Source organism: Variovorax sp. P2_H12 (genome assembly GCF_056403395.1).
In genome coordinates this window covers 1-25,764 of the sequence record NZ_JBFUFO010000033.1, presented here as the reverse complement: position 1 = coordinate 25,764, position 25,764 = coordinate 1, and the positions used below count along the sequence as shown (strand labels likewise).

Genomic DNA, 25,764 nt, shown 5'->3' with positions numbered 1-25,764 from the left:
AATCGCCGTGCCTGCATTCACCCCTCCTCCGCAAGAAAGCGCCTTCGCAAGCGCCAGTAAGATCGCGCGCTGGTGCGCATCTCCCGATGGGCATGGAGCGTGTGCATGACAGTGGGCCAACACCGTCCCAAGCGGCAAAAGCTCTCGGACGTCATCGTCGAAGACGTGAAGCGATGGATCGTTGCCGAGCGCAAGCAGCCTGGCGACCGGTTACCGAACGAGAAGGAACTGATCGAGCTCTTCGGCTATTCGAAGAGCACGGTGCGCGAGGCGCTGAAGGCGCTGGAGGTGCGCGGGCTGATCTCGATCCGGACCGGGCCGGGCGGCGGTGCCTACCTGCAGCAGGTGTCGGTCGACCACGCCTCGGAGCCGCTGCGCAACTTCCTGCACTTCCATCACCTGGACGGGCATCACATCTACCAGTTGCGCAAGGCCCTGGAGCCCGAACTGGCCGTGAGCGTGGTGGGCCGACTCACGCCGCAGCAGATGGCGCGCCTCGAAGAGAACATCCGCCTGTGCACCCACGAGCCTGCTTCGGAAGACGAACTGCGCATCCAGCGCGAAGCCGAACTCGCGTTTCACACCATCCTGGCCGAAAGCTGCCCCAATCCGGTGCTCTCGTTCATGTGCCGCTTCCTCAACGACCTGCTGCGCGACCTCGTGGTCTACAAGAAGGCGCTCGACCACCACCACTTCGGCGAGGCCAATGTCGACTACCACACCGAGCTGCTGGCGGCCTACCGCAACCAAGACGCCGAGACCGTGCGCCGCCTGATGGCCGAACACATGGCCGACGCGGAAGTCCACATGCACGAGATGGAAGCGCACATCGGCGCCAAGCACCTGCTGCTGCCGAGCGGCCAGCGCTGAACGGAGCGTGGGGCGAATCAGGCCGGCGCCGGGCCGCCAGCGCGGCGAAGTCCGCGCTTCGCGCTGACGGGCGGCCTGCTGCGGCCCCCTCGGGGGGCAGCGACCCACACGCAGTGGGGGAGCGTGGGGCTATGTCACCCGCGCGGATCCAGCACCACGCGGCCCTGAATGTTGCCGCGACGCATGGCCTCGAAGACCTCGTTGATCGCCGACAGCGGGCTCGATTCCACGCGGCAATGCAGCAGCCCGCGGGCGGCGAGATCGAGCACCGCGCGCAGGTCCTCGCGGGTACCGACCGCCGAGCCGATCACATGCGCCTCGCTGCCCACCAGCGCCAGGGCGGAGAACCGCAACGGCTCGGCCGGCAGGCCGATGACGCACAGCGTGCCGCCCGGCCGCAGGATGCTCATCGCCGCGTCGTAGGCGACATGGGCCGCCGAGGTAACGGCGGCCACGTGCGCGCCGCCCCGCTTGCGGATCAGCGCCAAGGCCTGCGGGTCGGCGGCATTCAGCGCATGGTCCGCACCCAGTTCGCGCGCCAGCGCCAGCTTGGCCTCGCTGACGTCGAGCGCGAAGACCTCCGCGCCCAATGCGCGGGCGATCTGCACGGCCAGATGCCCGAGCCCGCCGACGCCGAACACGGCCACGCGCTGGCCGGCGGCGACATGCGCCTTCTGCAGCGCACGATAGCTCGTGACCCCGGCGCAGAGCAGCGGCGCGGCCTGCTCGGCGCTCAACGCATCGGGGATGCGCACCGCGTAGTCCGCGTTCGCGCACATGAACTGCGCATACCCGCCATCGACCGACATGCCGGTCACGGCCGCACCTTTGCGGCACAGGTTCTCGTTGCCTTCGAGGCATTGCTCGCAACGGCCGCAGGCACGGTAGAGCCATGGCACCCCGATGCGGTCGCCGACCTTCAGCACGGTCACGCCGCCGCCGAGGCCGACGACCTTGCCGACCACCTCGTGCCCTGGAATCACGCGTGCCTTGGTCAGCGCGCGGAAGCCCGGCAAGTCGCCGTCCGCGATGTGCAGGTCCGAATGGCACACGCCGCAAGCCAGCACTTCGACCAGGACCTCGCCGGCGAGCGGCTCGGGGACGGGCACCTCTTCGATCGCCAGGGGTTTGCCGAATTCGTTGAGCACCGCCGCTTGCATCATGGAAGTCTCCTGGTGAAAGGCGCTCACAGCGCGCAGGTCCTGAAGCCGAAGAAGCCGTCGTCGCGATCGGGAAGCGCGAAGCCGCGGCGTTTCAACGAGCGCAGGCGCGCCCGGGTCGCGAAAGAGGCGCCGCGCAGCACGCGGGCCTGGCCGAAGGCGGGCCCGGGATCGAACTCCGTGCCCAGGCTCCACGGGTCGGCACGGAAGCCGGGCCAGGGCTGCAGCGTGCCCGCGGTCCACTCGTGCACGTCGGCCCAGCGGAAGCCGCGGCGGGAGGCGGTGTGGGCGGCGATTTCCCACTCGACCTCGGTGGCCACGCGCCGGCCGGCCCAGCGCGCCCAGGCATCGGCCTCCCACCAGGCGACGTGAACGGCGCTGCGGTTGCCCGCTGCGCGCACCGTGCGGCCGAACTGCTGCTGCAGCACCGAGCCCCCGGTGCCATGGCGCGCCCCGCCGATCTGTTCCACGTGACGCGGTCCGCGCCGCCCTTCGGCCTGCTGCGTCAGCCACGCCAGGCCTTCGGGGCGCCAGAATTCGGGCCGGTCGTAGCCGCCGTCATCGACGAACTCGACGTACTGGCTCCAGGTGACGGGCTGGGCATCGATCTCGAACTCGGGCACCTCGACGCGCTCGCAACCGAGCTCCTGCGCGAAGGCGAAGCCGGTCTCCGGCAGGCCGAGTTCCCAGGCGGTCGCGGGCACGCAGAGCGCCGGCCGCGTCACCGCGGCCGGCGGCATTTCGACCGCCAGCGGCAGGCCGAGGGTCTGCGCCATCACCAGCAGTTGCTCGCCGCGCAGGTCTTCGTGAAACAGCGCCAGGCGATAGAAATAGAGCCCGGCGTCGGTCTCGGCCGCATGCTCGAGCAATTCGAGCGTGCTTTCGAGGGTGTCGAGCAGGTAGGCCTTGGTCTGCGCCAGATCCGGCAGGTCGGGTGCGTCGCGGTCGGCCGGCGCGCGCTGCGAGGGATTCCACCACGCGTCGGCCCGCGGCTCGATCGCGGCCAGCCGCGTCGGGCGCACCGGGCAATCGGCGCCGAAGGCGCGCTGCGTATTGCGCGCAATCCACCACTCGGAGAACCAGCCGAGATGTCCGGCCAGCCAGACCGGCGGATCGACCCCTTCGATCCGGGGCACGGCCAGCGTGGACGCGCCCAGCGCCTGCTCGTAGAGCGACAGCAGATGCAGCGTGTGGTTGCGCGCGTCGATCAGCGCCAGCGACAGCAGCTCACGGCCGGCCCGGCGCATGTCCGGCGAGTCGATCGAATACGGCAGGCCGGGCGTGCCGAACGGCGTCGATGACGGCGGACTCGAAGGCATCGCGCATTATGGCGACCGCCGGCCGCAAGCCGGGCAAATCCCGGGCCGCCTCATAGCTTTGCGCCTTGCAGGTAGGCGTCGAACGGCGCCTCGGTGAAGCGGTCGGCGAACAACTGGTTCTGCTGGAAGGCGCGGTAGTCGTCGTGGATCTTCTTCCACGCCGGGTTGCGCGCGCCCAGTTCGCCGCACAAGGCCATCGACTCCTTGAAGGCGGCATCCAGCACCGGCCCGGGAAAGGGCTTCATCAGCGCGCCGGCGCTGGCCAGCTGCCGCAGCGCCCCCGGATTGCGGGCGTCGTACATCGCCAGCAGCTCGGCATGCACCGCGGCGCTGGCGGCCGACAGAATGGCCTTGTACTCGGCGGTGAGCGCATCGAAGGCCTTCTGGTGCACCAGCAGGTCGAGCTGCATCGCACCGGACCACCAGCCCGGGAAATGGCAGATGCGCGCGACCTTGGGCAGGCCGAGCTTCTGGTCGTCGTAGGGGCTCAGGCCCTCGGCCGCGCCGATGGCGCCCTTGGCGAGCGCGTCCCGGATGTCGAAGCCCGTCGCCGGGCCCTGTACCACCGCGCCCAGGCGCGCGAGCACGCGCCCCGCCAGGCCGTCGAAGCGGACCTTCAGGCCCTTGAAATCGCGCACGCTGCGGATCTCGCGCGCGAACCAGCCGAGCCGCTGGGCGCCCGCGCTGCCGCACGGGAAACAGAGCGCGCCGAAGCCGGCGTGGAACTCGCGGCTGAGCTTCAGGCCGTTGCCCTCTGTCATCCACGCACTCAACTGCCGCGCATTCATGCCGAAGGGGATCGCCGCCCCGAGCGCAAAGGCCTCGTTCTTGTCGAAGAAGAACGAACCCGCCGTATGACAGGCCTCGATGGCGCCGCGCTGCACGCCGTCCAGCACACCCTGGGGCGACATCAGCTCGCCCGCGGCATGGACCTCGATCTGGAACCGGCCGCCGCTCATCTCGCCGACCTTCCTGGCGAGGGCCTCGGCGGCGCCGAAGAGCAGTTCCTGCGACTTCGCGAAGCTCGACGCCAGGCGCCAGCGCGTCAGCGCCTGCGCATGCGCGGCCGGCGCGATGCCGGCCGCCAGCACGCCGGCGATACCGCCACGCTGAATCAGAAAACGACGCTGCATCGAGTGAAACTCCAGGAAATCCCGCAAGACGGGGACGCGCGATTGTAGGAATCACTGAACGCACACCTTATAAAATGGCCGCCCCGTTCCTTCCTTTCCCCGAAAGATCCTTCCAATGAGACAACTCCCGTTCAAGACTTCGCTGCTGGCCCTGGCGACTTTCGCCGCCTTCGCTGCCCAAGCCGCCGACCTGAAGATCGGCGTTGCCGAAGCCCTGTCGGGCGGTGCAGCCCAGTACGGCGTGGCGATCCGCAACGGCTTCGAGCTCGCGGCCTCCGAGATCAATGCGGCCGGCGGCGTCAACGGCAACAAGATCGAGCTGGTCGTCGCCGACGAGCAGGGCAAGAAGGAAGAAGCGATCAACGTCTTCAAGAAACTGATCTTCCAGGACCAGGTGCTGATGGTCTTCGGCCCCACCCTGTCGAACTCGGCCCAGGCCGCCGACCCGATCGCCCAGGCCGCCAAGACCGTGGCCTTCGGCACCTCCAACACCGCCGACGGCATCACCTCGATCGGCGACCACGTGTTCCGCAACTCGGTGACCGAAGCCGACGTGCTGCCCGAGACCATCAAGACCGCGGTCAAGAACGCCGGCATCAAGAAGGTCGCGGTGCTCTACGGCAACGACGACGTCTTCACCAAGAGCGGCTACGACAACTTCAAGAAGGCGCTCGAAGACCTGAAGATCCCGGTCACCACCACCGAGACCTTCGCCAAGGGCGACGTCGACTTCAAGGCCCAGCTGACCAAGATCAAGGCCAGCGGCGCCGATGCGATCGTGCTGTCGGCGCTGATCGCCGAAGGTGCGCCGATCATGGTGCAGGCCCGCCAGCTCGGCCTCAACGTGCCGATCATCGGCGGCAACGGCATGAACTCGGTCAAGGTGTTCGAGCTCGCCAAGGGCCAGTCCGACAACCTCTATGTCGGCAGCCCCTGGTCGTCCAGCAACGCGACGCCCGAGAACAGCAAGTTCATCAAGGCCTACAACGACAAGTACAAGACCGCGCCCGACCAGTTCGCAGCGCAAGCCTATGACGCGATGTACATCGCGGCCCAGGCGCTCAAGGGTGTCAAGCTGACCGGCAACCTCACGACCGACCGTGCGGCGCTGCGCGACGCGCTGCCGAACGCCAAGTGGACCGGTGCCACCGGCGCCTTCCAGTTCCGCCGCGCCACCGACAAGACCGGCAAGCCGGCCGGCTACGACGCCCAGCAGACCCCGATCGTCAGCGTGACCAAGGGCTCCGAGTTCGTAATCGCGAAATAAGGCTCTCCCCCAGGTTGGCTCACTTCGTGTAGCCGCCCACCCCCTCGCCGGGGGCAACACCAGCGGCCTGGCAAAGCCAGTTCCGCGGTGTTTCACGAACAGCGGGGACCGGCTTGGCCGGCCCCGCTTTTTTCCGGAACGGAAACTCCAATGCTTGAACAGCAACTTGTCAACGCACTGTCGCTCGGGTGCGTCTATGCGCTCTTTGCGCTCGGCTTCACGCTCATCTTCGGCGTGCTCGGCGTCATCAACCTCTCGCACGGCGCGGTCTTCATGGTCGGCGCCTATGCCGCGGTCCAGGCCATGGCGCGTTTCGAGCTGCCCCTGTGGGCCGGACTGCTGTTCGCCTTCGTCTTCTGCGGCCTGCTGGGCCTCCTGATCGACTTCCTGGTGCTGAAGCCGCTGCGCGCGCGCAATGCCCCCCACCTGATCCCGATGATCGCCACCATCGGCGTCGCGATCATCCTCAACAACGGCGTGCAGGGCATCTTCGGCGCCGAGAACGTGCGCTTCCCGGCCGGCGTGGTGTCGGGCGAATCGCTCGACCTCGCGGGCCTGCACCTGACCGCGCTCGAGCTCGGCATCATCCTGCTGTCCTTCGTGCTGATGGCGGTGCTGATGGTGGCGCTCAAGCGCACCCAGCTCGGCCGCGCGCTGCGCGCGATCGCCGAATCGCCCAAGGCGGCCTACCTGCTCGGCATCAACGTCGAGGGCCTGTTCTTCCTGACCTCGTTCGCGGCCGCCGCGCTCGGTGGCCTGGCCGGCGTTCTGATCGGACTCTATTCCAACGCCGTGTTCCCGCTGATGGGCCAGCCGATGCTGCACAAGGGCATCGCGGTGATCATCCTCGGCGGCATGGGCGACATCCGCGGCGCGATGCTGGGCGGCCTGTTCCTCGGCCTCGCGGAGGTGCTGTCGGTGGCCTACATCGGCTCGACGATGCGCGACGCGGTCGCGTTCGGACTGCTGTTCCTGGTGCTGCTGGTGCGTCCGAAGGGCCTGTTCGGCTCCATGCAGGAACGCAAGGTCTGACCCGATCATGGACGCACTCAACAACTTTTGGTCGGTCTACAGCAACCTGGTGCTCACGCTGGGCACCAACGCCCTGCTCGCGCTGTCGATCTGGCTCACCCTTTCGTGCGGCATGCTGGCGATGGCCAACGCCGCCTTCATGGGCATCGGCGCCTACACCTCGGCGATTCTCACGATGACCTACGGCGTGCCTTTCCCGGTCGCGATCGCGGCCGGCATCGCGGCGCCGGCGCTCACCGCCTTCGTGATCGGCAAGCCGACGCTGCGGCTCTCGGGCGTCTACCTCGCGATGGCCACGCTGGCCTTCGGCGAGGTGGTGCGCATCGTGGTGCTCAACGCCGAGTCGCTGACCGGCGGCGCGCTGGGCCTCAACGGCATCCCGCCCGTCACCCAGTGGTGGCACGTCGGGCTGGCGCTGGTGCTGGTGCTGATGGGCCTGTGGCGGATGCGCCGCTCCAAGGTCGGCCGCGCCTTCGAAGCCATCAAGGAAGACGAGACGGCCGCCGGCCTGATGGGCATCGACGTCGGCGCCCACAAGATGCTGGCCTTCGTGCTCGGCGGCGCGATCGCCGGCCTGGCCGGCGTGCTCAATGCGCACCAGACCTTCTTCATCGGCCCGAACGAATTCGGCTTCGACCGCGGCGTCGACATCCTCACGATGACCGTGCTGGGCGGCATCAACGGCCTCACCGGCCCGGTGCTCGGCGGCGTGATCCTCACCATCCTGCCCGAGGCGCTGCGCGCCTTCGGCGACTTCCGCCTCGTGGTGAACGGCGTGATCCTGGTGCTGATCGTGCTGTTCCTGCCCAAGGGCATCTGGGACCCGGCGCGCTTCCGGCAATGGTTCGGACGCAAGGGGGTCGCGGCATGACGACCCCTCTGCTCCAGCTCGACGGCGTGTCGCGCCATTTCGGCGGCCTCAAGGTGCTGCAGGACGTCAACCTCGAGGTGCCGCAGGGCGGCATCTTCGGGCTGATCGGCCCCAACGGTGCCGGCAAGACCACGGTCTTCAACCTGACCACCGGCCTGTTGCCGACCACCGGCGGCACGATCCGCTTCGAAGGCCGCGACCTCGCCGGCGTGAAGCCGCACGAGATCACGCGCGGCGGCATCGCGCGCACCTTCCAGAACATCCGCATCTTCAAGGAGATGTCGCTGCTCGAGAACGTGATGGTCGGCATGCACGCCAAGCTGCGCTATGGCGGCTTCGGCCTGCTGGCCTCGTCGGGCCTGTTCCGCAGCGAGGAGCGGCGCGCGCGCGACCGTGCGCGCGAACTGCTCTCGTGGGTCAAGCTCGACCACAAGGCCGACGACACCGCGGACAACCTCTCCTACGGCGACCAGCGCAAGCTCGAACTCGCGCGCGCGCTCGCCACCGAACCGAAGCTGCTGCTGCTCGACGAGCCCGTCGCCGGCATGAACAGCAGCGAGAAGACCGACCTGATGCACGAGATCCGCAACATCAGCGGCCGTGGCTACACCATTTTCATGATCGAACACGACATGCGCTTCGTGATGGGCCTGTGCGAGCACATCGCCGTGCTGAACTTCGGCCGCATCATCGCGCGCGGCGGGCCCGACGAGATCCGCAACGATCCGCAGGTGATCGAGGCCTACCTGGGCCGCGAAGAAGACGAAGCGAGCAACGAGGGAGCTTCCGCATGAGCGCGTCTTCTTCCCCGCTGCTGAAGGTCGAGGGGCTCAAGGTCGCCTACGGCCATATCGAGGCCGTCAAGGGCATCGACTTCGAACTGCACGAAGGCCAGATCACCACGCTGGTCGGCGCCAACGGAGCCGGCAAGTCGACCACGCTGCTGGCGCTGTCGGGCCTGGTGGCCAAGGCGGCCGGCCGCGTGCTGCTCGGCGGCCAGGACCTGAGCTCGCTGTCGCCGCACAAGATCGTCGCCTCCGGCATGGTGCAGGTGGCCGAGGGCCGCGCCACGCTGACCACGCTGACCGTGCGCGAGAACCTCGAGCTCGGCGCCTACACCCGGCGCGACAGCCGGGCGCAGCGCGCCGCCGACCTCGACCACGTCTACACGCTGTTCCCGCGCCTGAAGGAACGCGCCGACGGGCTGGCCGGCAACCTCTCGGGCGGCGAGCAGCAGATGCTGGCGATCGGCCGCGCACTGATGGCCAAGCCGCGCGTGCTGCTGCTCGACGAGCCGTCGATGGGGCTGGCGCCGATCATCGTGCAGGACATCTTCCGCACGCTGCGCGAGATCAACAAGGCCGGGCTGACCGTGTTCCTGGTCGAGCAGAACGTGCGCCAGGCGCTCAAGATCGCCGACCGCGCCTATGTGCTCGAAACCGGCAAGATCGTGCTGGAAGGCAGCGGCCGCGAACTGCTGGGCAACCCGAAGGTGCAGGACGCGTACCTGGGAGGCTAGGTCTGGCCGAAGCGCGCGCGGATCGACTGCTCGATCCCCGCTGCGTCCAGCCCGATCCCGGCCAGCAGCTTGGCCGGATCCCCATGCTCGATGAAGCGGTCGGGCAACCCCAGTTGCAGCACCGGCTTCTGCACACCGGCGGCCTGCAGCGCTTCGAGCACCGCACTGCCCGCACCCCCCATGATCGCGCCCTCTTCGAGGGTGACGATCGCGTCGTGCGTGCCCGCCACCTTCAGCAGCAGCTCAACGTCGAGCGGCTTGGCCCAGCGCATGTTGACCACCGTGGCGTCGAGCGCCTCGGCCGCCTGCAGCGCCGGATAGAGCAAGGTGCCGAAGGCGAGCACCGCGATGCGCTGGCCTTCGCGACGGATCTCGCCCTTGCCGAACGGCAATCCGTCGAGCGTGAGATGCGGCGCGACGCCGGCACCCGCGCCCCGCGGGTAGCGCACCGCCACCGGATGGCTCTGCGCATACGCCGTCGTGAGCAGTTGCCGGCATTCGGCCTCGTCGGCCGGACAGGCGACGCTCATGTTCGGGATGCAGCGCAGGAACGGGATGTCGTAGGCCCCCGCGTGCGTCGCACCGTCGGCCCCCACCAGGCCGGCGCGGTCGAGCGCGAACACCACCGGCAGGTTCTGGATCGCGACGTCGTGGATCAGCTGGTCGTAGGCGCGCTGCAGGAAGGTGGAATAGATCGCCACCACCGGCTTCAGGCCCTCGCAGGCCAGGCCGGCGGCGAAGGTGACCGCATGCTGCTCGGCGATGCCGACGTCGTAGTAGCGGCCAGGGAAGCGCTGCTCGAATTCGACCAGCCCCGAGCCCTCGCGCATCGCGGGCGTGATGCCGACCAGCCGGCCGTCCTGCGCCGCCGTGTCGCACAGCCAGGTGCCGAAGACCTGCGTGAAGGTCTGCTTGGGCGCGGTGGCAGGCTTGACCAGGCCGACCGCGGGATCGAACTTGGAAGGCCCGTGGTAGGCCACCGGATCGGCCTCCGCCAGCTTGTAGCCCTGGCCCTTCTTGGTGACCACGTGAAGGAACTGCGGGCCGTCCAGGTGCTTGAGGTTCTCGAGCGTGGGCACCAGCGAGTCGAGGTCGTGGCCGTCGATCGGGCCGACGTAGTTGAAGCCGAACTGCTCGAACAGCGTGGCCGGCACCACCATGCCCTTGGCATGCTGCTCGAAGCGCTTGGCCAATTCGAACAACGGAGGCGCGGCGCGCAGCACGCTCTTGCCGACGTGCTTGGCCGCGGCGTAGAAGTTGCCGCTCATGAGCTGCGCCAGATAGCGGTTGAGCGCGCCGACCGGCGGGCTGATCGACATGTCGTTGTCGTTCAGGATCACCAGCAGCTTGCAGTCGCAGACACCCGCGTTGTTGAGCGCCTCGAAGGCCATGCCGGCGGTCAGCGCGCCGTCGCCGATGATCGCGACCGAGTGGCGGTCCTCGCCCTTCTGCTTGGCGGCCATCGCCATGCCGAGCGCGGCCGAGATGCTGGTCGACGAATGCGCCGTGCCGAAGGTGTCGTACTCGCTCTCGCTGCGCTGCGGAAAGCCCGAGATGCCGCCGAGCTGGCGCAGGCTCGGCATGCGCTCGCGGCGGCCGGTCAGGATCTTGTGCGGATAGGTCTGGTGGCCCACGTCCCACACCAGCCGGTCGTGCGGCGTGTTGAAGACATGGTGCAGGGCGACCGTGAGCTCGACCGTGCCGAGGTTGGAGCTCAGGTGGCCGCCGGTGCGCGACACGTTGTCGAGCACGCAGGTGCGCACCTCGTCGGCCAGTTGCTTGAGCTGCGCACGGTCGAACTGGCGCAGCGCGGAAGGATCGTGGAGAGTGGGAAGCAGCGGAGCCATGGGGAGTGTCTTGTTGTTATCGGTCGCGATCCACGACCATGTGGGCCAGCGCCCGCAGCGCACCGGTGTCCGCCAGCCCGCTGCGATCGAGTGCGGCGAGCGCCTGGGCCAGCAGCTCGCCGGCCTGCTCGCGGGCGCCTGCCAGGCCCAGCAGCGACACATAGGTGGGCTTGTCGCTCGCGGCATCCTTGCCGGCGGTCTTGCCGAGGGTTTCCGAATCCGCGATGACGTCCAGGATGTCGTCGACCACCTGGAAAGCCAGCCCGAGCGCTGCGCCATAGTCGCGCAAGGCGGCCAGCGACGCGGTCGATGGCGTATCGCCGCAGGCCGCGCCCATCTCGACGCTGCCCTGCAGCAGCGCGCCGGTCTTCAGCCGATGCATTTCACGCAGTTGCGCCTCGTCGAGCGCCAGGCCGACGCTGGCGAGGTCGATCGCCTGGCCGCCCGCCATGCCCTGGCTGCCGGCGGCGGCGGCCAGCAGGCGGCAGAGCTGGGCCTGCACTGCGGGCGCCACCTCGTCGCCGGCGGGCGTGAGAAGTTCGAAGGCCAGCGCCTGCAGGGCGTCGCCGGCCAGCAGCGCGCCGGCTTCGCCGAACTTGACGTGCACCGTCGGCTTGCCGCGGCGCAGCACGTCGTTGTCCATGCACGGCAGGTCGTCGTGCACCAGGGAGTAGGCGTGGATCAGCTCGACTGCGCAGGCAGCGCGCAAGGCGGCCGGTGGCCGGCCGGCCACCGCCTCGCTGGCCGCGAACACCAGCAGCGGCCGCAAGCGCTTGCCGCCGTCGAGCACCGCATAGCGCATGGCGTCGCCAAGCTGCGCCGGGGCATCGACGCCGACCCATTGCGACAGCGCGGCCTCGACGCGCGCCAGATGCGGCTCGCTCCATGCGGCCAGTCGCGCCGCGTCCCAGCGCCGGGCGTCCGGGCGGCTCATAAGCAAACCTCCGTGCTTCGCACTGCGGTGCGAGCGCCTTCGGGCGGCCGGGCGCCGCTCATGCAAACCTCCGTGCTTCGCACTGCGGTGCGGGCGCCGCTCATTCGGCGGCCCAGACCTTGAGGCTGCCCGCGTCGAGCACCTTGATCTGATCCTCGACCGCCTGCAAGCGCTCGCGGCAGAACGCGAGCAGCGCCGCGCCACGCTGGTAGCTGCCGAGCAGCTGGTCGAGCGGCAGTTGGCCGGATTCGAGTTCGGTGACGAGTTGTTCGAGCTCCTGGAGCCCGGCTTCGTAGCTCGTGGGCAGGGCGCCGGTGTCGGGCGGGGCAGGCACGGCGGCCGATGGGGAGGATGGCACCTTGGGCATTCAGGAGTTTGGCGTGAAACCTGCCATTTTAGGGCGGGGGGCAGAGCGCTGCGGCGGACGCCCCCAGGGAGCGCCCGCCGCAGCACGCGGCACGCGGCTCATCCAATGGGTTCGCCGAGGGTACAATCCCCGTCTCCCAAAAGCCGGCCCTGCCGGCGCCCTCCCTTCGGGCCGTCTGCATTCCTCGACGGCAGCCTTCCGTTCCATTTCTCTCTCCCTGTGGGGAGCTTGGTCAGGTCACCCATGTCTGATTTAAGTCTTCAACTGCAGCAGGCTTCGAGCCAACTTCCGGTTTCCGCGTACTTCGACGAGGCGCTCTACGCCCGCGAGCTGCAAACGCTCTTCGCCAACGGGCCGCGCTACGTCGGCCACCGCCTCGCGGTGCCCGAGCCCGGCAGCTTCCACACGCTGCCCCAGGAGCAGCAGGGTCGCGCCCTGGTTCACACGCCCAAGGGGGTGGAGCTGATCTCGAACGTCTGCCGCCATCGCCAGGCCCTGATCCTGCAAGGCCGCGGCCAGCTCGAGGCCCAGGCCGGCGGCAACATCGTGTGTCCGCTGCACCGCTGGACCTACGCGGCCGCCGATTCGCGCACCACCGGCACGCTGATCGGCGCGCCGCACTTCGAGCAGGACCCCTGTCTCAACCTGCACAACTACCCGCTGAACGAGTGGAACGGGCTCCTGTTCGAGCAGAACGCCAACGGCCGCGGACGCGACGTCGCCGCCGACCTCGGCCGGATCGGTCCCCGCCTCGACCTCGATTTCGATGGCTATGCCTTCGACCGCGTCGAGCTGCACGAGTGCAACTACAACTGGAAAACCTTCATCGAGGTCTACCTCGAGGACTACCACGTCGGCCCGTTCCATCCGGGGCTGGGCAGCTTCGTCACCTGCGACGACCTGCGCTGGGAGTTCGGCCACCATTTCTCGGTCCAGACCGTGGGCGTGGCCAACCGGCTGGGCCGCGCCGGCAGTCCGGTCTACCAGCGCTGGCAGGAGCAATTGCTGAAATACCGCAACGGCCATCCGCCCAGGTACGGTGCGATCTGGCTCAGCTACTACCCGCACGTGATGGTCGAGTGGTATCCGCACGTGCTCACGGTCTCGACGCTGCATCCGGTCGGCCCGCAGAAGACGCTCAACATGGTCGAGTTCTTCTACCCCGAGGAGATCGTTGCCTTCGAACGCGAGTTCGTCGATGCCCAGCAGGCCGCCTACATGGAGACCTGCGTCGAGGACGACGAGATCGCCGAGCGCATGGACGCCGGCCGCCGCGCGCTGATGCAGCGCGGCGACGACGAGAGCGGCCCCTACCAGAGCCCGATGGAAGACGGCATGCAGCAGTTCCACGAGTGGTACCGCAGAGAAATGAGCTCACCCCCAGGCTTGCCCACTTCGTTTGGCCGCCACCCCCCTGCCGGGGGCGCTGCCGGGGGCCCGGCAAAGCCGGTTCCACGGCAGCCCACGAACGGGCGCACTGCGCGCAGCCGTTGAACACCCCAGCCCCTCGACCGGCACAGCCAGGCCCGTTCGTGAAACACCGCGGAACCGGCTTTGCCGGGCCGCGGGTGTTGCCCCCTGGGAGGGGGTGCCCGAGCCACACGAAGTGGGCGAGGCTGGGGGTCAGCGCCTGATGCAAGCGCTCTGGATGGTGCTGGGCGCACTGATCTTCGCCACCATGGGCGTGTGCGTGAAGTACGCCTCGGCCTGGTTCTCCAGCGCCGAGCTGGTCTTCTACCGCGGCCTGATCGGCATCGTGTTCCTCTGGGTGCTGGCGCGCAGCCGCGGCGTCTCGCTGGCCACCCGCTATCCCGGCATGCACGCCTGGCGCAGCCTGATCGGCGTCGTGTCGCTGGGTGCCTGGTTCTATGCCATCGCCCACATGCCGCTGGCCACCGCGATGACGCTGAACTACATGAGCAGCGTCTGGATCGCGGCCTTTCTGGTCGGCGGCGCCCTGCTCGCCTGGGTGCCGACGCCGGGCCGCGACGGCAGCCTGCCGCGGCCGCCGCTGCAGGGTCCGCTGGTGCTCACGGTGCTGGCCGGCTTCGGCGGCGTCGTCCTGATGCTCAAGCCGACGGTGGGAGACAACCAGGGTTTCGCCGGACTCCTGGGCCTGCTGTCGGGCCTCACGGCCGCTTTTGCCTACATGCAGGTGGTGGCGCTGTCGAGGCTCGGCGAGCCCGAGGCGCGCACGGTGTTCTATTTCGCGGTCGGCTCGGCCGTTGCGGGCGGTCTGGGCACGCTGCTGGGCGGCGCCACCCCCTGGGCCAGCTGGACCTGGAGCCATGCGCTGTGGCTGCTGCCGGTCGGCGTGCTGGCGGCGCTCGGGCAGCTCTGCATGACACGCGCCTACGCCAGCGCCAAGACCGAAAGCGGTACGCTGGTGGTCGCCAATCTCCAATACTCCGGCATCGTTTTCGCCGCGATCTACAGCGTGCTGCTGTTCGGCGACCGCATCGACGCCGCGGGCTGGGCCGGCATGGCGCTGATCGTGGCCAGCGGCATCGCCGCCACCGTGCTGCGCCAGCGCTCGCTGCCCAAGGCGCCCGCCGAAGAGCATTAGGCTCGCCCCCAGGTTGGGCTCACTGCGTGTAGCCCGCCCACCCCCTGCCGGGGGCAACACCAGCGGCCCGGCAAAGCCGGTTCCGCGGTGTTTCACGAACAGGCAAAGGCAAAGAGGCAAGGAGCGCAGGTATCGTTGGACAATCTGCTTTTCGTCGAGGCCATGATGCACAACCCTTCTTTCACCACCTTGATTTCCGCCGAACAGCTGCAGGACTTGCTGGCCGGCAGCACGGCCTCGATGGTGTTCGACTGCAGTTTCGAGCTGATGAAGCCCGACGCCGGCCCGCAGCTGTACCGCGCGGCCCACATCCCGGGCGCCGTGTATGCCAACCTCGACACCGACCTCAGCGCCAAGCACGGCGTGCCCGGCGCGCACGGCGTGGTGGTGTCGCGGGACGACGGCCCGCCGGCGTCGGGCGGCCGCCATCCGCTGCCGAGCCGCGAGCGCTTCGCGGCCTGGCTGTCCAGCGTCGGCTTCGCCAACGGCATGCAGGCGGTGGTGTACGACCGCAACGGCGCCAACTACTGCGGCCGGCTCTGGTGGATGCTCAAGTGGATGGGCCACGAAGCCGTGGCCGTGCTCGACGGCGGGCTCCCGGCCTGGCAGGCGGCCGGCGGCGAGGTCACGAACCGCGAGGAACCCGCGCACTTCCAGTCGAACTTCGTGGTCGGCGAGCCGCTGCTGAAGCTGGTCGACACGCAGACCGTGGCGGCGCGGCTCGAGCAAGCCGGCCAGACACTGGTCGACGCCCGCGCCGGCGCAAGATATCGCGGCGAGGTGGAACCTCTGGACCCGATCGCGGGTCACATCCCGGGGGCCGTGAACCGGCCCTTCACCGAGAACTTCGGTCCCGACGGCAAGTTCAAGCCGGCCGCGCAGTTGCGCGCCGAGTTCGACAGCTTGCTGGCGGGCCGGGATCCCGCGACGGTCGTCCACCAGTGCGGCAGCGGCGTGAGCGCCGTGCCCAACCTGCTCGCCATGCAGATCGCGGGCCTCGGGCCGACCGCGCTCTATGCCGGCAGCTGGAGCGAATGGAGCAACACGCCGGGGCTGCCGACCCGGCAAGGCGCCCAAGCATGACCCTTTTCCGACGCCCATTCGCCACCTTCGCCCTCACCGCTGTCCTTGCAACGCCCTTCGCGGCACCGGCCCAGAGCCCGTCCGCCCATGTCCATGGACAGATCAGGCTCAACGTCGTGATCGACGGCCCGGCCATCGTCATCGAGATGGAATCCCCGCTCGACAACTTCGTCGGCTTCGAGCGTGCGCCTCGCACCGAGGCCGAAAAGAAGGCCGCCGAGGAAGCCGTCGCGCAACTGCGCGCGGCCGACCAGCGCTTCAAGATCGACCCCAGCGCCAATTGCAAGCTGGGCCCGGTCACGCTGCGTTCCACGGCCCTGGGTCTGGGCAAGAGCGAGGAAGGCGCCGGCGAAGGCCATGCCGACCTCGATGGCAGCTTCGCCTTCAACTGCACCAATGCGGCAGCCGCCAAGTTCATCGACATCGACCTGTTCGCCGCCTTCAAGGGCCCGCGCCAGATCGAGGCCCAGATCGCCGCGCCGCAGGGCCAGTTCAAGCGCACGCTGAAGCGGCCGGCCGCGCGGCTCGCCTGGGGCAAGTGATCCGGCCGCGAGCCGCCCGGCCGCTGCGAAGGCGGGCACCGAAGCGCCGCCGCGCGAAGGTTCTCCAGTGAGCCTCGTCCTTTCGGCGCAGATGCTGCGCTTCGGCTGGCCTGGCGCCGAGCGGCCGTGCATCGACATCGAGCGCTTCGAGGTCGATGCCGGCGAGGCCGTGTTCCTGCACGGCCCGAGCGGCTGCGGCAAGAGCACGCTGCTGTCGCTGCTGGCCGGCGTGCTGATCGCCGAGGCCGGCCAGGTCAAGCTGCTCGGCCACGACTGGGCCCGGCTCTCGGGCGCCGCGCGCGACCGTGCCCGGGTCGCCCATGTGGGCTACATCTTCCAGCAGTTCAACCTGCTGCCCTACCTGAGCGTGCTCGACAACGTGCTGCTGCCCTGCCGCTTCTCGGGACGGCGCATGGCACGGGCTTCGCGCGAGGGCTCGGCCAGCGCGCAGGCCCGGGACCTGCTCGACCGCATGGGCCTGGACGCCGGCCTGTGGCAGCGCCAGGCCATGCATCTGTCGGTCGGCCAGCAGCAGCGCGTGGCCGCCGCACGCGCACTGATCGGCCACCCCGAGGTCGTGATCGCCGACGAGCCCACCTCGGCGCTCGACGAGGACCGGCGCGAAGCCTTTCTCGACGTGCTGCTCGCGGCCTGCGAGGCGAACCACAGCGCGCTGGTCTTCGTGAGCCACGACCGGCGCATCGCCGGGCGCTTCTCGCGCCACGTGCTGCTGCCCGAGATCAATCGGCAGGCGGGGGGGCTCGAATGAGCGCCCTGCTGGGCATCGCCTGGCGCAGCGCCTGGAACCGCCGATTCACGCTCGCGCTCACCGTGCTGTCGATCGCGCTCGCGACCTTCCTGCTGCTCGGCGTGGAGCGCATCCGCACCGAGTTGCGCCAGAACTTTTCTTCTTCCGTCTCGGGCACCGATCTGATCGTCGGCGCCCGCACCGGCTCGACGCAACTGCTGCTGTACTCGGTGTTCCGGATCGGCGCGGCCACCAACAACATGCGATGGCAGAGTGTGCAGGCGCTGGCGGCGCACCCGGGCGTCGACTGGGTGGTGCCGCTGTCGCTCGGCGACTCGCATCGCGGCTTCTCGGTGCTGGCGACCACGCCCGGGTACTTCGAGCACTTCCGCTACGGCAATCGCCAGCCGCTCGCGCTGCGCGAGGGCAAGGCCTTCTCGGAGCTGTTCGACGCGGTGGTCGGAGCCGAAGTCGCCGACGCGCTGGGCTACCACGTCGGCCAGAAGATCACGCTGGCGCACGGCAGCGGCGAGCTCAACGTCTCCGAGCATGCCGACAAGCCCTTCGCGGTGGTCGGCGTGCTCGCGCGCACCGGCACGCCGGTGGACCGCACGGTGCACATCGGGCTCGAGGCGATGGAGGCGATCCACCTGGAATGGATGGGCGGCGCGCCGATGCCCGGGCTCAGGATTGCGGCCGAGCAGGTGCGCAAGTTCGACCTCACGCCCAAGACCGTGACCGCGGCGCTGGTCGGCCTGAAGAACCGGGCCGCGGTGTTCGCGGTGCAGCGCTGGGTCTCGACCTTCACCGGCGAGCCGCTGATGGCGATCCTGCCGGGCGTGGCGCTCGACGAACTGTGGCGCGTCGTCGGCATCGGCGAGAACGCGCTGCTGCTGATGTCGGCGCTGGTCGCGCTGGTGAGCCTGGCCGGACTGGTGTCGGTGGTGATGGCGAGCCTCAACGAACGGCGCCGCGAACTGGCGGTGCTGCGCGCGGTCGGCGCCAGCCTGCGCCACGTGCTCGCGCTGCTGGCGCTCGAGGGCGCCATCGTGACGCTGCTGGGCGTGGTTCTCGGCGTCGCACTCGCGGCGCTCGGCATCGCCGGCTTGTCGCCCTGGCTGCAATCGCACTTCGGACTCGCGCTTTCGCTGTCCGAACCTACACTGAACGAATGGCTGTTGCTCGCGAGCCTGGTGGCGGCCGGCTGGCTGGCCAGCCTGCTGCCGGGCATCCGGGCCTACCGGCTCTCGCTGGCCGACGGCCTCTCACCGAGGATATGAACATGACGCTGCGCCCTCTTCTTCCGACACTGCTCTCGCTGGCGATGGCCGGCAGCGCGCTCGCTGCCGGTCCCGCGCCGCAAGCCACCTCGCCGACCCAGCCGCTGGGCGGCAAGGCCGCCGAGGCCAAGGCCGTGCCGGGGCAGCCGCGCCTCATCAGCTGGGAAGAGCTGGTGCCCAAGGACTGGGACCCGATGAAAGAGCTCAAGGGCATGGACCTGAGCAAGCTCGACGACAGCGACCCGCGCGCCAACGAACTGCTCATGAAGCTGCAGGAAGTCTCCAACAACGCGCCGACCAACCCGGCGCTGAACGGCGTCGAGGTGAAGATCCCGGGCTTCATCGTGCCGCTCGAGGAGAACAAGGGCGAGGTCACCGAATTCCTGCTGGTGCCCTACTTCGGCGCCTGCATCCACACGCCGCCGCCGCCGGCCAACCAGATCCTGCACGTGCGCCCCAAGCAGGGCGCCAAGTTCCGCGCCATGGACACGGTGTGGGTCACGGGCACGCTCCAGACCGTGCGCAACGACTCGATGATGGGCGTGAGCGGCTACCAGGTCACGGCCGACAGCGTCACCAAGTACAGCGGCACCCCGAAGCAGTAGGGGCTGCCCGACGCTGGCTAGCGGCTGAAGAGCCGGTAGATCCGGTCGTAGAAGTCGGCCGGGAACCGCCAGTAGCGCGCGCCGCCCGGTGTCAGCTGCTCGTCGAGCCCGCGCCGCGACGGCGGCGCGTTGAGCAGGAATTGCCCCAGCATGTCGCCGCTGACCCACGGATCGTCGTACCAGAAGGCGTGGGAGCTCTCCGGCAGATTGGGGATGTCCTTCGGGTCCACCCGGATCAGGTCGAAGCGCAGCTTGCGCGACGCCTCCACCAGGAAGCGGGTCTGCTCCTCGTCCAGTTCGGTCACGTCGGGACGGCCCGCGCGCGAGGCCCGGCCGACGATGGCCGCGAAGCGAAGCACCGAGTCGTTGAGGTTGGCCGCGATGCTCACGCGCTCGATGATGTCGATGTACCCGCCCAGTTCGTTCACGAAGCGACGGGTGTCGATATCGGGCGCCGCGAAATAGATCTGCCCCAGCCGAAGCCGCTGCTGCAGTTGGGCGCGCGTCTCGCCGGGCCGCGGCGTGCCCAGGCGGACCAGCGCGGGGCTCAGGACCTGCGCACCGGCGCTGTAGGCCAGCACGTCGATCTTCGAAGCCGTGGTGTTCTCGGCCAGCAGCTCGACCATCCGCGCGAAGGGCTCGACCGTGCTGGCCGCGTTGTTGACGTCGGTCAGGTAGCGCAGGATCGAACCCGCCGACGGCCACATGAAGACCAGCACCACCATGCGCCGCCCCGTGAAGTGGCGGAACTGCGCCGCCTGGGCCGCCGCGCGCGGCACGGTGTTGTTGGAGCCGTGCACGTAGATCAGCAGCTCGCTGTTGGGGCTCGCGGCCAGGGCCTTGTTCACAAGCGCGAAGAAGGCCTGCGCCTCGGGCGATTTCTTCACCTCTTCATCGGACTTGAGCACCGCCATCTGTTCGAGGCGCTCGAGCTGGACGAGCGGCCTCTCGTCGGGATCGGCGCTGGTGGAGAGCCGGTGCAGGGTCTCCCAGTCGAGCGTCTCGTCGCCGACCCGGACGTGCGCCACGCCCATGCGCAGATCGTCGGTGGGCACGATGGTGTGCACGGGATCCGGATGTTCGATCAGCGCCAGCCGGTTGGTGGCGTACAGCACGGGGACCTCGGTGGTCTGCAGCTTCTCGCCGATCTTCTCGAAGGGATCGACGTCGCCGTTGCTGAAGCTCACGGGGGTCGGCATCAGGCGCACGGGGGCATCGCAGCCGGCCAGCAGGGCGGCCGTCAACAGCATGAGAAAGACCGAGGCTGCCCTGGTGATTCCGAATTCGAGGTTGCGCATGCGCCGGAAGTATAGGGAGCCGCCCACAGACCGTCCGGACGTGCCACCATGGCGTCCTCAAGAAGGAGACCACCATGTCAGACCATGTCTACAAGCTTCTCGAACTCACCGGCTCCTCGCCGACCAGCAGCGACGACGCCGTGCGCCGAGCCATCGCCAAGGCCAGCGAATCGGTGCGCAACATCCAGTGGTTCCAGGTCACCGAGACCCGCGGCCACGTGGTCGACGGGAAGGTCGGACACTGGCAGGTCACGCTCAAAATCGGCTTCACCCTGGAAAGCTGACCCAAGGCCGGCGCAGCCAGGCCTCGTTGGTGAAACACCGCGGAACCGGCTTTGCCGGGCCGCTGGTGTTGCCCCCGGTAGGGGGTGGGCGGGCTACACGAAGTGAGCCCAACCTGGGGGGGAGCTCAGTACACCGCGGAACCGGCTTTGCCGGGCCGCTGGTGTTGCCCCCGGTAGGGGGTGGGAGAGCTACACGCAGTGAGCTCGACCTGGGGGCGAGCGTCAGTCAGTCAGTCCGGTGCCTGGATCACCCGGTCGAACTCCTCGTCGGCCGGCACGTTGTCGGCGTCGAGTTCGCTGGCGTCGGTGAGGTCGATGCCGGTTTCTTCGGAGAGCTCGTCCGTGGCCTCGGCGTCGGACGAACCGAATTCCTCTTCCTCCTCGGGCAAGGCGTCATCGGACTCGTCGATCTCGGGTTCGTCTGCGGCTTCTCCGGAACGCAGAGGGGGGTCGGCGCTGCTCATGATCGGGCTCCTTGGCTGATGCCTGACATGATGCACCCCTGTGGGCGCCCCTGCCGAATCAGCCTCATTGGTGCAGGGACAAATGAGCTTGTCAGAAAGCCCCCCGGGTGTCCATTCAGTGCCTGTGGTCCGGGGATTCGTGCGCGTGGTCGGGGTCGGACCCGTCGTGCGCATGGTCGTGATCGGCATGCGCGAGCCGGCTCACCAAGGTGACCAGCAGGATCCCGGCCACCAGCCAGGCGATCTGCAACGCCGTCTGGCGCGCGGGCAGGCGCTTCTGCAGTTGCGGGATCAGGTCGGCCAGCGCGACGTAGACGAAGCTGCTGGACGCCAGCACCAGGAAATACGGCAGCCAGCCGTGAAGCTGGTCGACCAGCCACCAGCCCACCAGCCCGCCGAGCGCGGTCATGGTGCCGGCCAGCGACACCTTGACCAGGGCGGCACGATGGTTGGGCGAGCTCTGGCGCAGCACCACCAGGTCGCCGATGTGGTGAGGCACCTCGTGCGCCAGCACCGCGATCGCGGCCACCACCCCCAGGCGCAGGTCGGCGGTGAAGGCCGAGGCGATCAGGATGCCGTCGCCGAAGCAATGCACGCTGTCGCCGGTGAGCACCGCCCAGCCGCCACCCCGCGACGAAGGCCCATGGTCGTGCGAATGGCCGTGCGCATGCGCGTGGTCGTGACCGTGCTCGTGCTCGTGCTCCTGGTGGTGCTCGTGCCCGTGGTGCCACAGCTCCGCCTTGTCGAGCAGGAAGAAGAAGACCAGCCCGAACAGCAGCACCCCGAACAGCACCCCCGGCGCGATGTGGCTCTCGAAGGCTTCCGGCAGCAGGTGCATGAAGGCGGTCGCCAGCAAGGCGCCTGCGGCCAGGCTCAGCAGATGCTGCGGGTTGACGCCGCCGGCGCCGCTGCGCACGCCCACGCGCAGCAGCAGGGCGGCAATCCAGACACTTCCGATGCCCGCGACCAGGGTCGCGGCGATGATGGCTAACAAATTCATGACGGCTTCGCGCTATGGAGGCAAAAACAAAAGCCGCCCATCGGACGGCTTTCGGCGGAACGCGGCTGACGGAGGCGGCTAGGCCACACCGTTGGCTTTGAACCAGGCCAGGGCGCGATTCCAGCCGTCCTCGGCGGCTCCCTTGACGTAGCTGGGCCGGTAGTCGGCATGAAAGGCATGGCCCGCTTCAGGGTACACGACGAACTGCGATGCCCTGGCCGCCGGGGTGCCGGTGGCCAGGGCAGCCTTCATCTTATCAACCGTGTCAAGAGGGATGCCCTGGTCCTTGCCGCCATAGAGGCCCAGCACCGGCGCCTTCAGGCCGGCGGCGACGTCGACCGGGTGCTTCGGCGTCCGCTCGCCGGCCTGTCCGACCAGGCGCCCGTACCAGGCCACGCCGGCCTTGACCTTGCCGGTCGCCGCATAGAGCCAGACGATGCGCCCGCCCCAGCAGAAGCCGGTGATGGCGGCATCGCTCACGTCGCCGCCATGGGCGGCCGCGTACTTGAGCGCGCCGTCGAGGTCGGCCATGACCTGGGCGTCGGACACCTTGCTGACGATGTCCGCCTGCAGTTTTGGAATGTCGGAATAGCCCTTGGGGTCGCCCTGCCGTGCATAGAGCTCGGGCGCGATCGCCAGGTAGCCGGCCTGGGCGAAGCGGCGGCAGGTGTCGGCGACGTACTCGGTCACGCCGAAGATTTCCTGCACCACCAGCACCACCGACAGGTCGGTCTTGCCCGCCGGAGCCGCTGCGTAGGCCGGCACCTCGAAGCCGTTGACCGTGTACGTCACGGGTCCGGCGACGAGGCCGTCGGTCGAGGTCTTGACCACGGTCTGCGCCGCGATCGGCAACGTCGCGGCGGCATAGCCGACGCCGATCGCGGCTTTGAGCGCGGTGCGGCGCGTGGCGCCGTGGACGGTGCTGTCGCCGGGGCGCAGCGAATCGAATTCGGCTTGCAGATCGGAACCGGTCTGGTGTTGGGGCATGCGGCGGACTCCTGTGGATTCGTCGGAGGGAAAGCGCTGCGCGCGAGGCGCAGGCCGCACTGTATGCGAATCGACCGGGGTGCGCTTGCCGTGCCGCTCAGGTCGCGGGCTTGTCGCTCGGCGACTGGATGTTCTCGCGCAATTGCGGGCTCATCGGCAGATTCAGCGGCACGCCTCTGGGCGGGATCGGCTGCATGAACCACCTGGTGTACATCTTCTCGAACTCGCCGCTCTTCATGAGGCCGATGAAGGTGTCGTCCACCAGCTTCTTGAAGGCCGGGTCGTCCTTGGCCAGCATGCAACCGTAGGGCTCGACCTGCAATGCGTCGCCGACCACCTCGAAGTCGGCCGGGTTCTTGGCGTTGGCGATCAGGCCGAACAGCAGGATGTCGTCCATCGCGAAAGCCGCGGCGCGGTCGCCCTCGACCAGCAGGAAGGCATCGGCGTGGTCCTTGCCGAGCACGATGTCCATGTCGAGGTTCTTTTCGGCGTTGTACTTGCGCATGACCAGGGCGTTGGTGGTGCCGGTGGTGCTGGCCACGGTCTTCTTCGCGAGGTCGGCGTAGTTCTTGATCTTCGAGGACTTCTTCACCAGCAGCCGGGTGCCGGTGTAGAAATGGTTGATCGCGAAACTGACGTCCTTGGCGCGCGCCGTGTTGTTGGTGGTCGATCCGCACTCGAGGTCGATGGTGCCGTTGGTGATCAGCGGAATGCGGTTCTGCGAGGTCACGGGCATCAGCGCGACCTCCAGGTTGGGCTTGTTGAGCTTCTTCTTGACCGCCTCGACCACCGCGTTGGACAGCTCGACCGAGAAGCCGATCGGCTTGTTGGGGCCGTCGAGGTAGCTGAAGGGCACGGACGATTCGCGGTAGGCCAGCGTGATCTTGCCGGTCTCGGCGATCTTGGCCAGGGTGTCGGCGGCCTGGACGCCCGTGGCGGCAACGGCGAGGAGAACGGCAGCCATCGATGCGGAGAGTTTCATGCGAGCCCTTTCGGCTGGTGGAAGGAGACGAAGTGTAGGAATCATTCACGCGCCGGTCACAATTCCTTTGGCACCGCCGGCCATGACCAAAAGTTATGGGCTGGCAAGCCATGCGCTTTGGCTATGGGCCGTCTTTCTTTTGGCATTTCCCGGCGCTGCGGCGCGGGCCTAGAGTCGACCGATCCGACAACAGCGAGAGGAAAGCGTCATGCACGTCTGCGTGCTGGGGGCCGGCATCGTGGGCCTGGCCACTGCCTGGCAACTGAACCGCGAGGGTCACCAGGTCAGCGTGGTCGACCGCGCCGCGCCGGGCGCCGGCGCGAGCGGCGGCAATGGAGCGCAGTTGAGCTATTCATACGTGCAGCCGCTGGCCGACCCGTCGATCTGGAAGCAGTTGCCCAAGCTGCTGCTCTCGCCCTCCTCCCCGCTCAAGCTGCGTCCGCAACTGGACCCGCTGCAATGGCGCTGGGCCCTGGCCTTCCTGGCGGCCTGCAACGCCCGCACCTCGCGCGAGAGCACCGCCCGCCTGCTGGCGCTCGCGGCCCGGAGCCGCGCGGCCTTCGAGGCCATGCGCGCCGACGTCGCGCCCGATTGCGACTTCTCCGCCACCGGCAAGCTGGTGCTCTACGCCGGCGCGGCGTCGCTGGCGGGCGCCCAGCGACAGCTCGATCTGCAGCGCGCGATGGGCAGCGAACAGCGCCTGGTCACGGCCGACGAGTGCGTGGCCATCGAGCCGGCGCTGGCCAGCTACCGCGCACAGATCGCCGGCGCGATCCATACGCCCAGCGAATGCGCGGCCGACTGTCTGAAGGTCTGCACGGAGCTCGTGCGGGCGCTCGATGAACGCGGTGTGCGTTTCATGCTCGACACCGAGATCCACGGATTCGACCCGCGCGGCGGCCGTGTGGCCGCGGTGCAGACCGCCGGCGGCGACATCGAGGCCGATGCCTTCGTGATGGCCCTGGGCACCGCCTCGCACCGGTTCGGGCGCCAGTTGGGCGTCTACCTGCCGGTGTACCCGCTCAAGGGCTACAGCATCACGGTCGACGTCGATCCGGCGCCTGGCGCCGCACCTCGAATGAGCGTGACCGACAGCACCCGCAAGGTGGTGTTCGCGCGCATCGGCTCGCGCCTGCGGGTGGCCGGCATGGCCGAACTGGTCGGACATGACGCGAGCATCCCCGCAGCGCGTATCGAGACCCTGGCCGAGGCCACGCGCGCGGTGTTCCCGCAGGCCGGCAAGCTCGATGCGCTGCACCCCTGGACCGGCATGCGCCCGGCCACGCCGACGGGCGTGCCGATCGTCGGCCGGCTGGAGGGAGCGCCGTCGAACATGATCTTCAATACGGGGCATGGCGCGTTGGGGTTCACGCTGGCGTTCGGGTCGGCGCAGCGGGTGGGGGAGATGCTGACGAGATAGGGATTTCTCTCGCGCGACGGCGGTGGGGTTTCATCGGCGTTGGAGGCGCAGCTGGCCGTTGAACACCCCGAAGCCCGGCATGCGGTGCGGGACGGGCGATCCCCTCTGCGCCGCTGAGGAGCGCAGCTTCAGGCGGATCAAGGGCCGCGCGTGTCTGAGCGCAGCGAGTTTGCGCGGACCCCGCCT

The 25,764-nt window shown here is 68.8% G+C and carries 26 protein-coding genes; 15 read left to right on the top strand and 11 right to left on the bottom strand.

The window, feature by feature from the left end:
- Positions 1–105: 105 nt before the first annotated feature.
- Positions 106–870 (top strand): FadR/GntR family transcriptional regulator, encoded by a 765-nt coding sequence (locus tag AC1DYK_RS24245; protein ID WP_478168603.1) that lies wholly within the window; start codon positions 106–108, stop codon positions 868–870.
- Between the two features lie 134 nt (positions 871–1,004).
- On the opposite strand, the gene AC1DYK_RS24240 is transcribed toward AC1DYK_RS24245, so the two are convergent.
- Genes AC1DYK_RS24240 through AC1DYK_RS24230 form a run of 3 tightly spaced genes read right to left on the bottom strand, consistent with a single transcriptional unit; the run spans position 1,005 to position 4,482 of the window.
- Positions 1,005–2,033 carry an alcohol dehydrogenase catalytic domain-containing protein gene (locus tag AC1DYK_RS24240; protein ID WP_478168602.1) on the bottom strand — a complete coding sequence of 343 codons (1,029 nt, stop codon included), beginning with the start codon at positions 2,031–2,033 and terminating at the stop codon, positions 1,005–1,007.
- Between the two features lie 23 nt (positions 2,034–2,056).
- A complete protein-coding gene (locus tag AC1DYK_RS24235; RefSeq protein ID WP_478168601.1) occupies positions 2,057–3,349 on the bottom strand; it encodes an SUMF1/EgtB/PvdO family nonheme iron enzyme in 1,293 nt (430 codons plus the stop codon).
- A gap of 50 nt (positions 3,350–3,399) precedes the next feature.
- Positions 3,400–4,482, bottom strand: a complete 1,083-nt coding sequence (locus tag AC1DYK_RS24230; RefSeq protein WP_478168600.1) for a TRAP transporter substrate-binding protein — start codon at positions 4,480–4,482, stop codon at positions 3,400–3,402.
- A gap of 115 nt (positions 4,483–4,597) precedes the next feature.
- Between AC1DYK_RS24230 and AC1DYK_RS24225 the strand changes: the two genes are divergently transcribed.
- The 5 genes from AC1DYK_RS24225 to AC1DYK_RS24205 all read left to right on the top strand — a co-directional run bounded on the left by AC1DYK_RS24225 (position 4,598) and on the right by AC1DYK_RS24205 (position 9,171).
- Complete coding sequence (locus AC1DYK_RS24225) at positions 4,598–5,749, top strand: ABC transporter substrate-binding protein (RefSeq protein WP_478168599.1); 1,152 nt, start codon at positions 4,598–4,600, stop codon at positions 5,747–5,749.
- 150 nt (positions 5,750–5,899) lie between these two features.
- Entirely contained in the window at positions 5,900–6,781 is an 882-nt protein-coding gene (locus AC1DYK_RS24220; protein WP_478088633.1) for a branched-chain amino acid ABC transporter permease, read from the top strand.
- A 7-nt stretch (positions 6,782–6,788) separates the two neighbouring features.
- Positions 6,789–7,652, top strand: coding sequence for a branched-chain amino acid ABC transporter permease (locus tag AC1DYK_RS24215; protein ID WP_442281715.1), 864 nt, complete (start codon positions 6,789–6,791; stop codon positions 7,650–7,652).
- A complete protein-coding gene (locus tag AC1DYK_RS24210; protein ID WP_478168598.1) occupies positions 7,649–8,446 on the top strand; it encodes an ABC transporter ATP-binding protein in 798 nt (265 codons plus the stop codon). The genes AC1DYK_RS24215 and AC1DYK_RS24210 overlap by 4 nt, the downstream gene beginning before the upstream one ends.
- Entirely contained in the window at positions 8,443–9,171 is a 729-nt protein-coding gene (locus AC1DYK_RS24205) for an ABC transporter ATP-binding protein (protein WP_478168597.1), read from the top strand. Before AC1DYK_RS24210 ends, AC1DYK_RS24205 begins: the two co-directional genes overlap by 4 nt.
- On the opposite strand, the gene dxs is transcribed toward AC1DYK_RS24205, so the two are convergent.
- The 3 genes from dxs to xseB form a co-directional block, all read right to left on the bottom strand.
- Entirely contained in the window at positions 9,168–11,018 is a 1,851-nt protein-coding gene (gene dxs / locus AC1DYK_RS24200; RefSeq protein ID WP_478168596.1) for a 1-deoxy-D-xylulose-5-phosphate synthase, read from the bottom strand. The genes AC1DYK_RS24205 and dxs overlap by 4 nt on opposite strands.
- Positions 11,019–11,034: 16 nt before the next feature.
- Positions 11,035–11,952, bottom strand: coding sequence for a polyprenyl synthetase family protein (locus tag AC1DYK_RS24195; RefSeq protein ID WP_478168595.1), 918 nt, complete (start codon positions 11,950–11,952; stop codon positions 11,035–11,037).
- A 100-nt stretch (positions 11,953–12,052) separates the two neighbouring features.
- Positions 12,053–12,319 (bottom strand): exodeoxyribonuclease VII small subunit, encoded by a 267-nt coding sequence (gene xseB / locus AC1DYK_RS24190; RefSeq protein WP_478168594.1) that lies wholly within the window; start codon positions 12,317–12,319, stop codon positions 12,053–12,055.
- A 243-nt stretch (positions 12,320–12,562) separates the two neighbouring features.
- On the opposite strand from xseB, the gene AC1DYK_RS24185 reads away from it, so the two are divergent.
- The 7 genes from AC1DYK_RS24185 (at position 12,563) to AC1DYK_RS24155 (ending at position 19,143) form a co-directional block, all read left to right on the top strand.
- Positions 12,563–13,813: an aromatic ring-hydroxylating oxygenase subunit alpha gene (locus tag AC1DYK_RS24185; protein ID WP_478168593.1), complete on the top strand. Its 1,251-nt coding sequence runs from the start codon at positions 12,563–12,565 to the stop codon at positions 13,811–13,813.
- Between the two features lie 139 nt (positions 13,814–13,952).
- A complete protein-coding gene (locus AC1DYK_RS24180) occupies positions 13,953–14,885 on the top strand; it encodes a DMT family transporter (protein WP_478168592.1) in 933 nt (310 codons plus the stop codon).
- A 165-nt stretch (positions 14,886–15,050) separates the two neighbouring features.
- Positions 15,051–15,968, top strand: coding sequence for a sulfurtransferase (locus tag AC1DYK_RS24175; RefSeq protein ID WP_478168731.1), 918 nt, complete (start codon positions 15,051–15,053; stop codon positions 15,966–15,968).
- Positions 15,965–16,510: a DUF2796 domain-containing protein gene (locus AC1DYK_RS24170; protein ID WP_478168591.1), complete on the top strand. Its 546-nt coding sequence runs from the start codon at positions 15,965–15,967 to the stop codon at positions 16,508–16,510. Before AC1DYK_RS24175 ends, AC1DYK_RS24170 begins: the two co-directional genes overlap by 4 nt.
- A gap of 91 nt (positions 16,511–16,601) precedes the next feature.
- Positions 16,602–17,279 (top strand): ABC transporter ATP-binding protein, encoded by a 678-nt coding sequence (locus tag AC1DYK_RS24165; RefSeq protein WP_478168730.1) that lies wholly within the window; start codon positions 16,602–16,604, stop codon positions 17,277–17,279.
- A complete protein-coding gene (locus AC1DYK_RS24160; RefSeq protein ID WP_478168590.1) occupies positions 17,276–18,538 on the top strand; it encodes an ABC transporter permease in 1,263 nt (420 codons plus the stop codon). Before AC1DYK_RS24165 ends, AC1DYK_RS24160 begins: the two co-directional genes overlap by 4 nt.
- A gap of 2 nt (positions 18,539–18,540) precedes the next feature.
- Positions 18,541–19,143 (top strand): DUF3299 domain-containing protein, encoded by a 603-nt coding sequence (locus AC1DYK_RS24155; RefSeq protein ID WP_478168589.1) that lies wholly within the window; start codon positions 18,541–18,543, stop codon positions 19,141–19,143.
- A gap of 17 nt (positions 19,144–19,160) precedes the next feature.
- On the opposite strand, the gene AC1DYK_RS24150 is transcribed toward AC1DYK_RS24155, so the two are convergent.
- Positions 19,161–20,441: an alpha/beta hydrolase gene (locus AC1DYK_RS24150; protein WP_478168588.1), complete on the bottom strand. Its 1,281-nt coding sequence runs from the start codon at positions 20,439–20,441 to the stop codon at positions 19,161–19,163.
- A gap of 74 nt (positions 20,442–20,515) precedes the next feature.
- Here AC1DYK_RS24150 and AC1DYK_RS24145 point away from each other — a divergent pair, with 74 nt between their 5' ends.
- Entirely contained in the window at positions 20,516–20,725 is a 210-nt protein-coding gene (locus AC1DYK_RS24145) for a dodecin (protein ID WP_442281728.1), read from the top strand.
- A gap of 230 nt (positions 20,726–20,955) precedes the next feature.
- Here the strand turns inward: AC1DYK_RS24145 and AC1DYK_RS24140 are convergent, their stop codons facing one another.
- From AC1DYK_RS24140 to AC1DYK_RS24125, 4 genes are all read right to left on the bottom strand, one after another.
- Complete coding sequence (locus AC1DYK_RS24140; RefSeq protein WP_478157496.1) at positions 20,956–21,189, bottom strand: hypothetical protein; 234 nt, start codon at positions 21,187–21,189, stop codon at positions 20,956–20,958.
- Between the two features lie 115 nt (positions 21,190–21,304).
- Positions 21,305–22,189: a ZIP family metal transporter gene (locus AC1DYK_RS24135; RefSeq protein ID WP_478168587.1), complete on the bottom strand. Its 885-nt coding sequence runs from the start codon at positions 22,187–22,189 to the stop codon at positions 21,305–21,307.
- A gap of 78 nt (positions 22,190–22,267) precedes the next feature.
- Positions 22,268–23,176, bottom strand: a complete 909-nt coding sequence (locus tag AC1DYK_RS24130) for a dienelactone hydrolase family protein (protein ID WP_478168586.1) — start codon at positions 23,174–23,176, stop codon at positions 22,268–22,270.
- A gap of 97 nt (positions 23,177–23,273) precedes the next feature.
- The gene (locus AC1DYK_RS24125) at positions 23,274–24,158 is read right to left on the bottom strand and encodes a transporter substrate-binding domain-containing protein (RefSeq protein WP_478168585.1); all 885 of its coding nucleotides are present in this window, start codon (positions 24,156–24,158) and stop codon (positions 23,274–23,276) included.
- A gap of 208 nt (positions 24,159–24,366) precedes the next feature.
- On the opposite strand from AC1DYK_RS24125, the gene AC1DYK_RS24120 reads away from it, so the two are divergent.
- Positions 24,367–25,578, top strand: coding sequence for a D-amino acid dehydrogenase (locus AC1DYK_RS24120; protein WP_478168584.1), 1,212 nt, complete (start codon positions 24,367–24,369; stop codon positions 25,576–25,578).
- Positions 25,579–25,764: the final 186 nt, after the last annotated feature.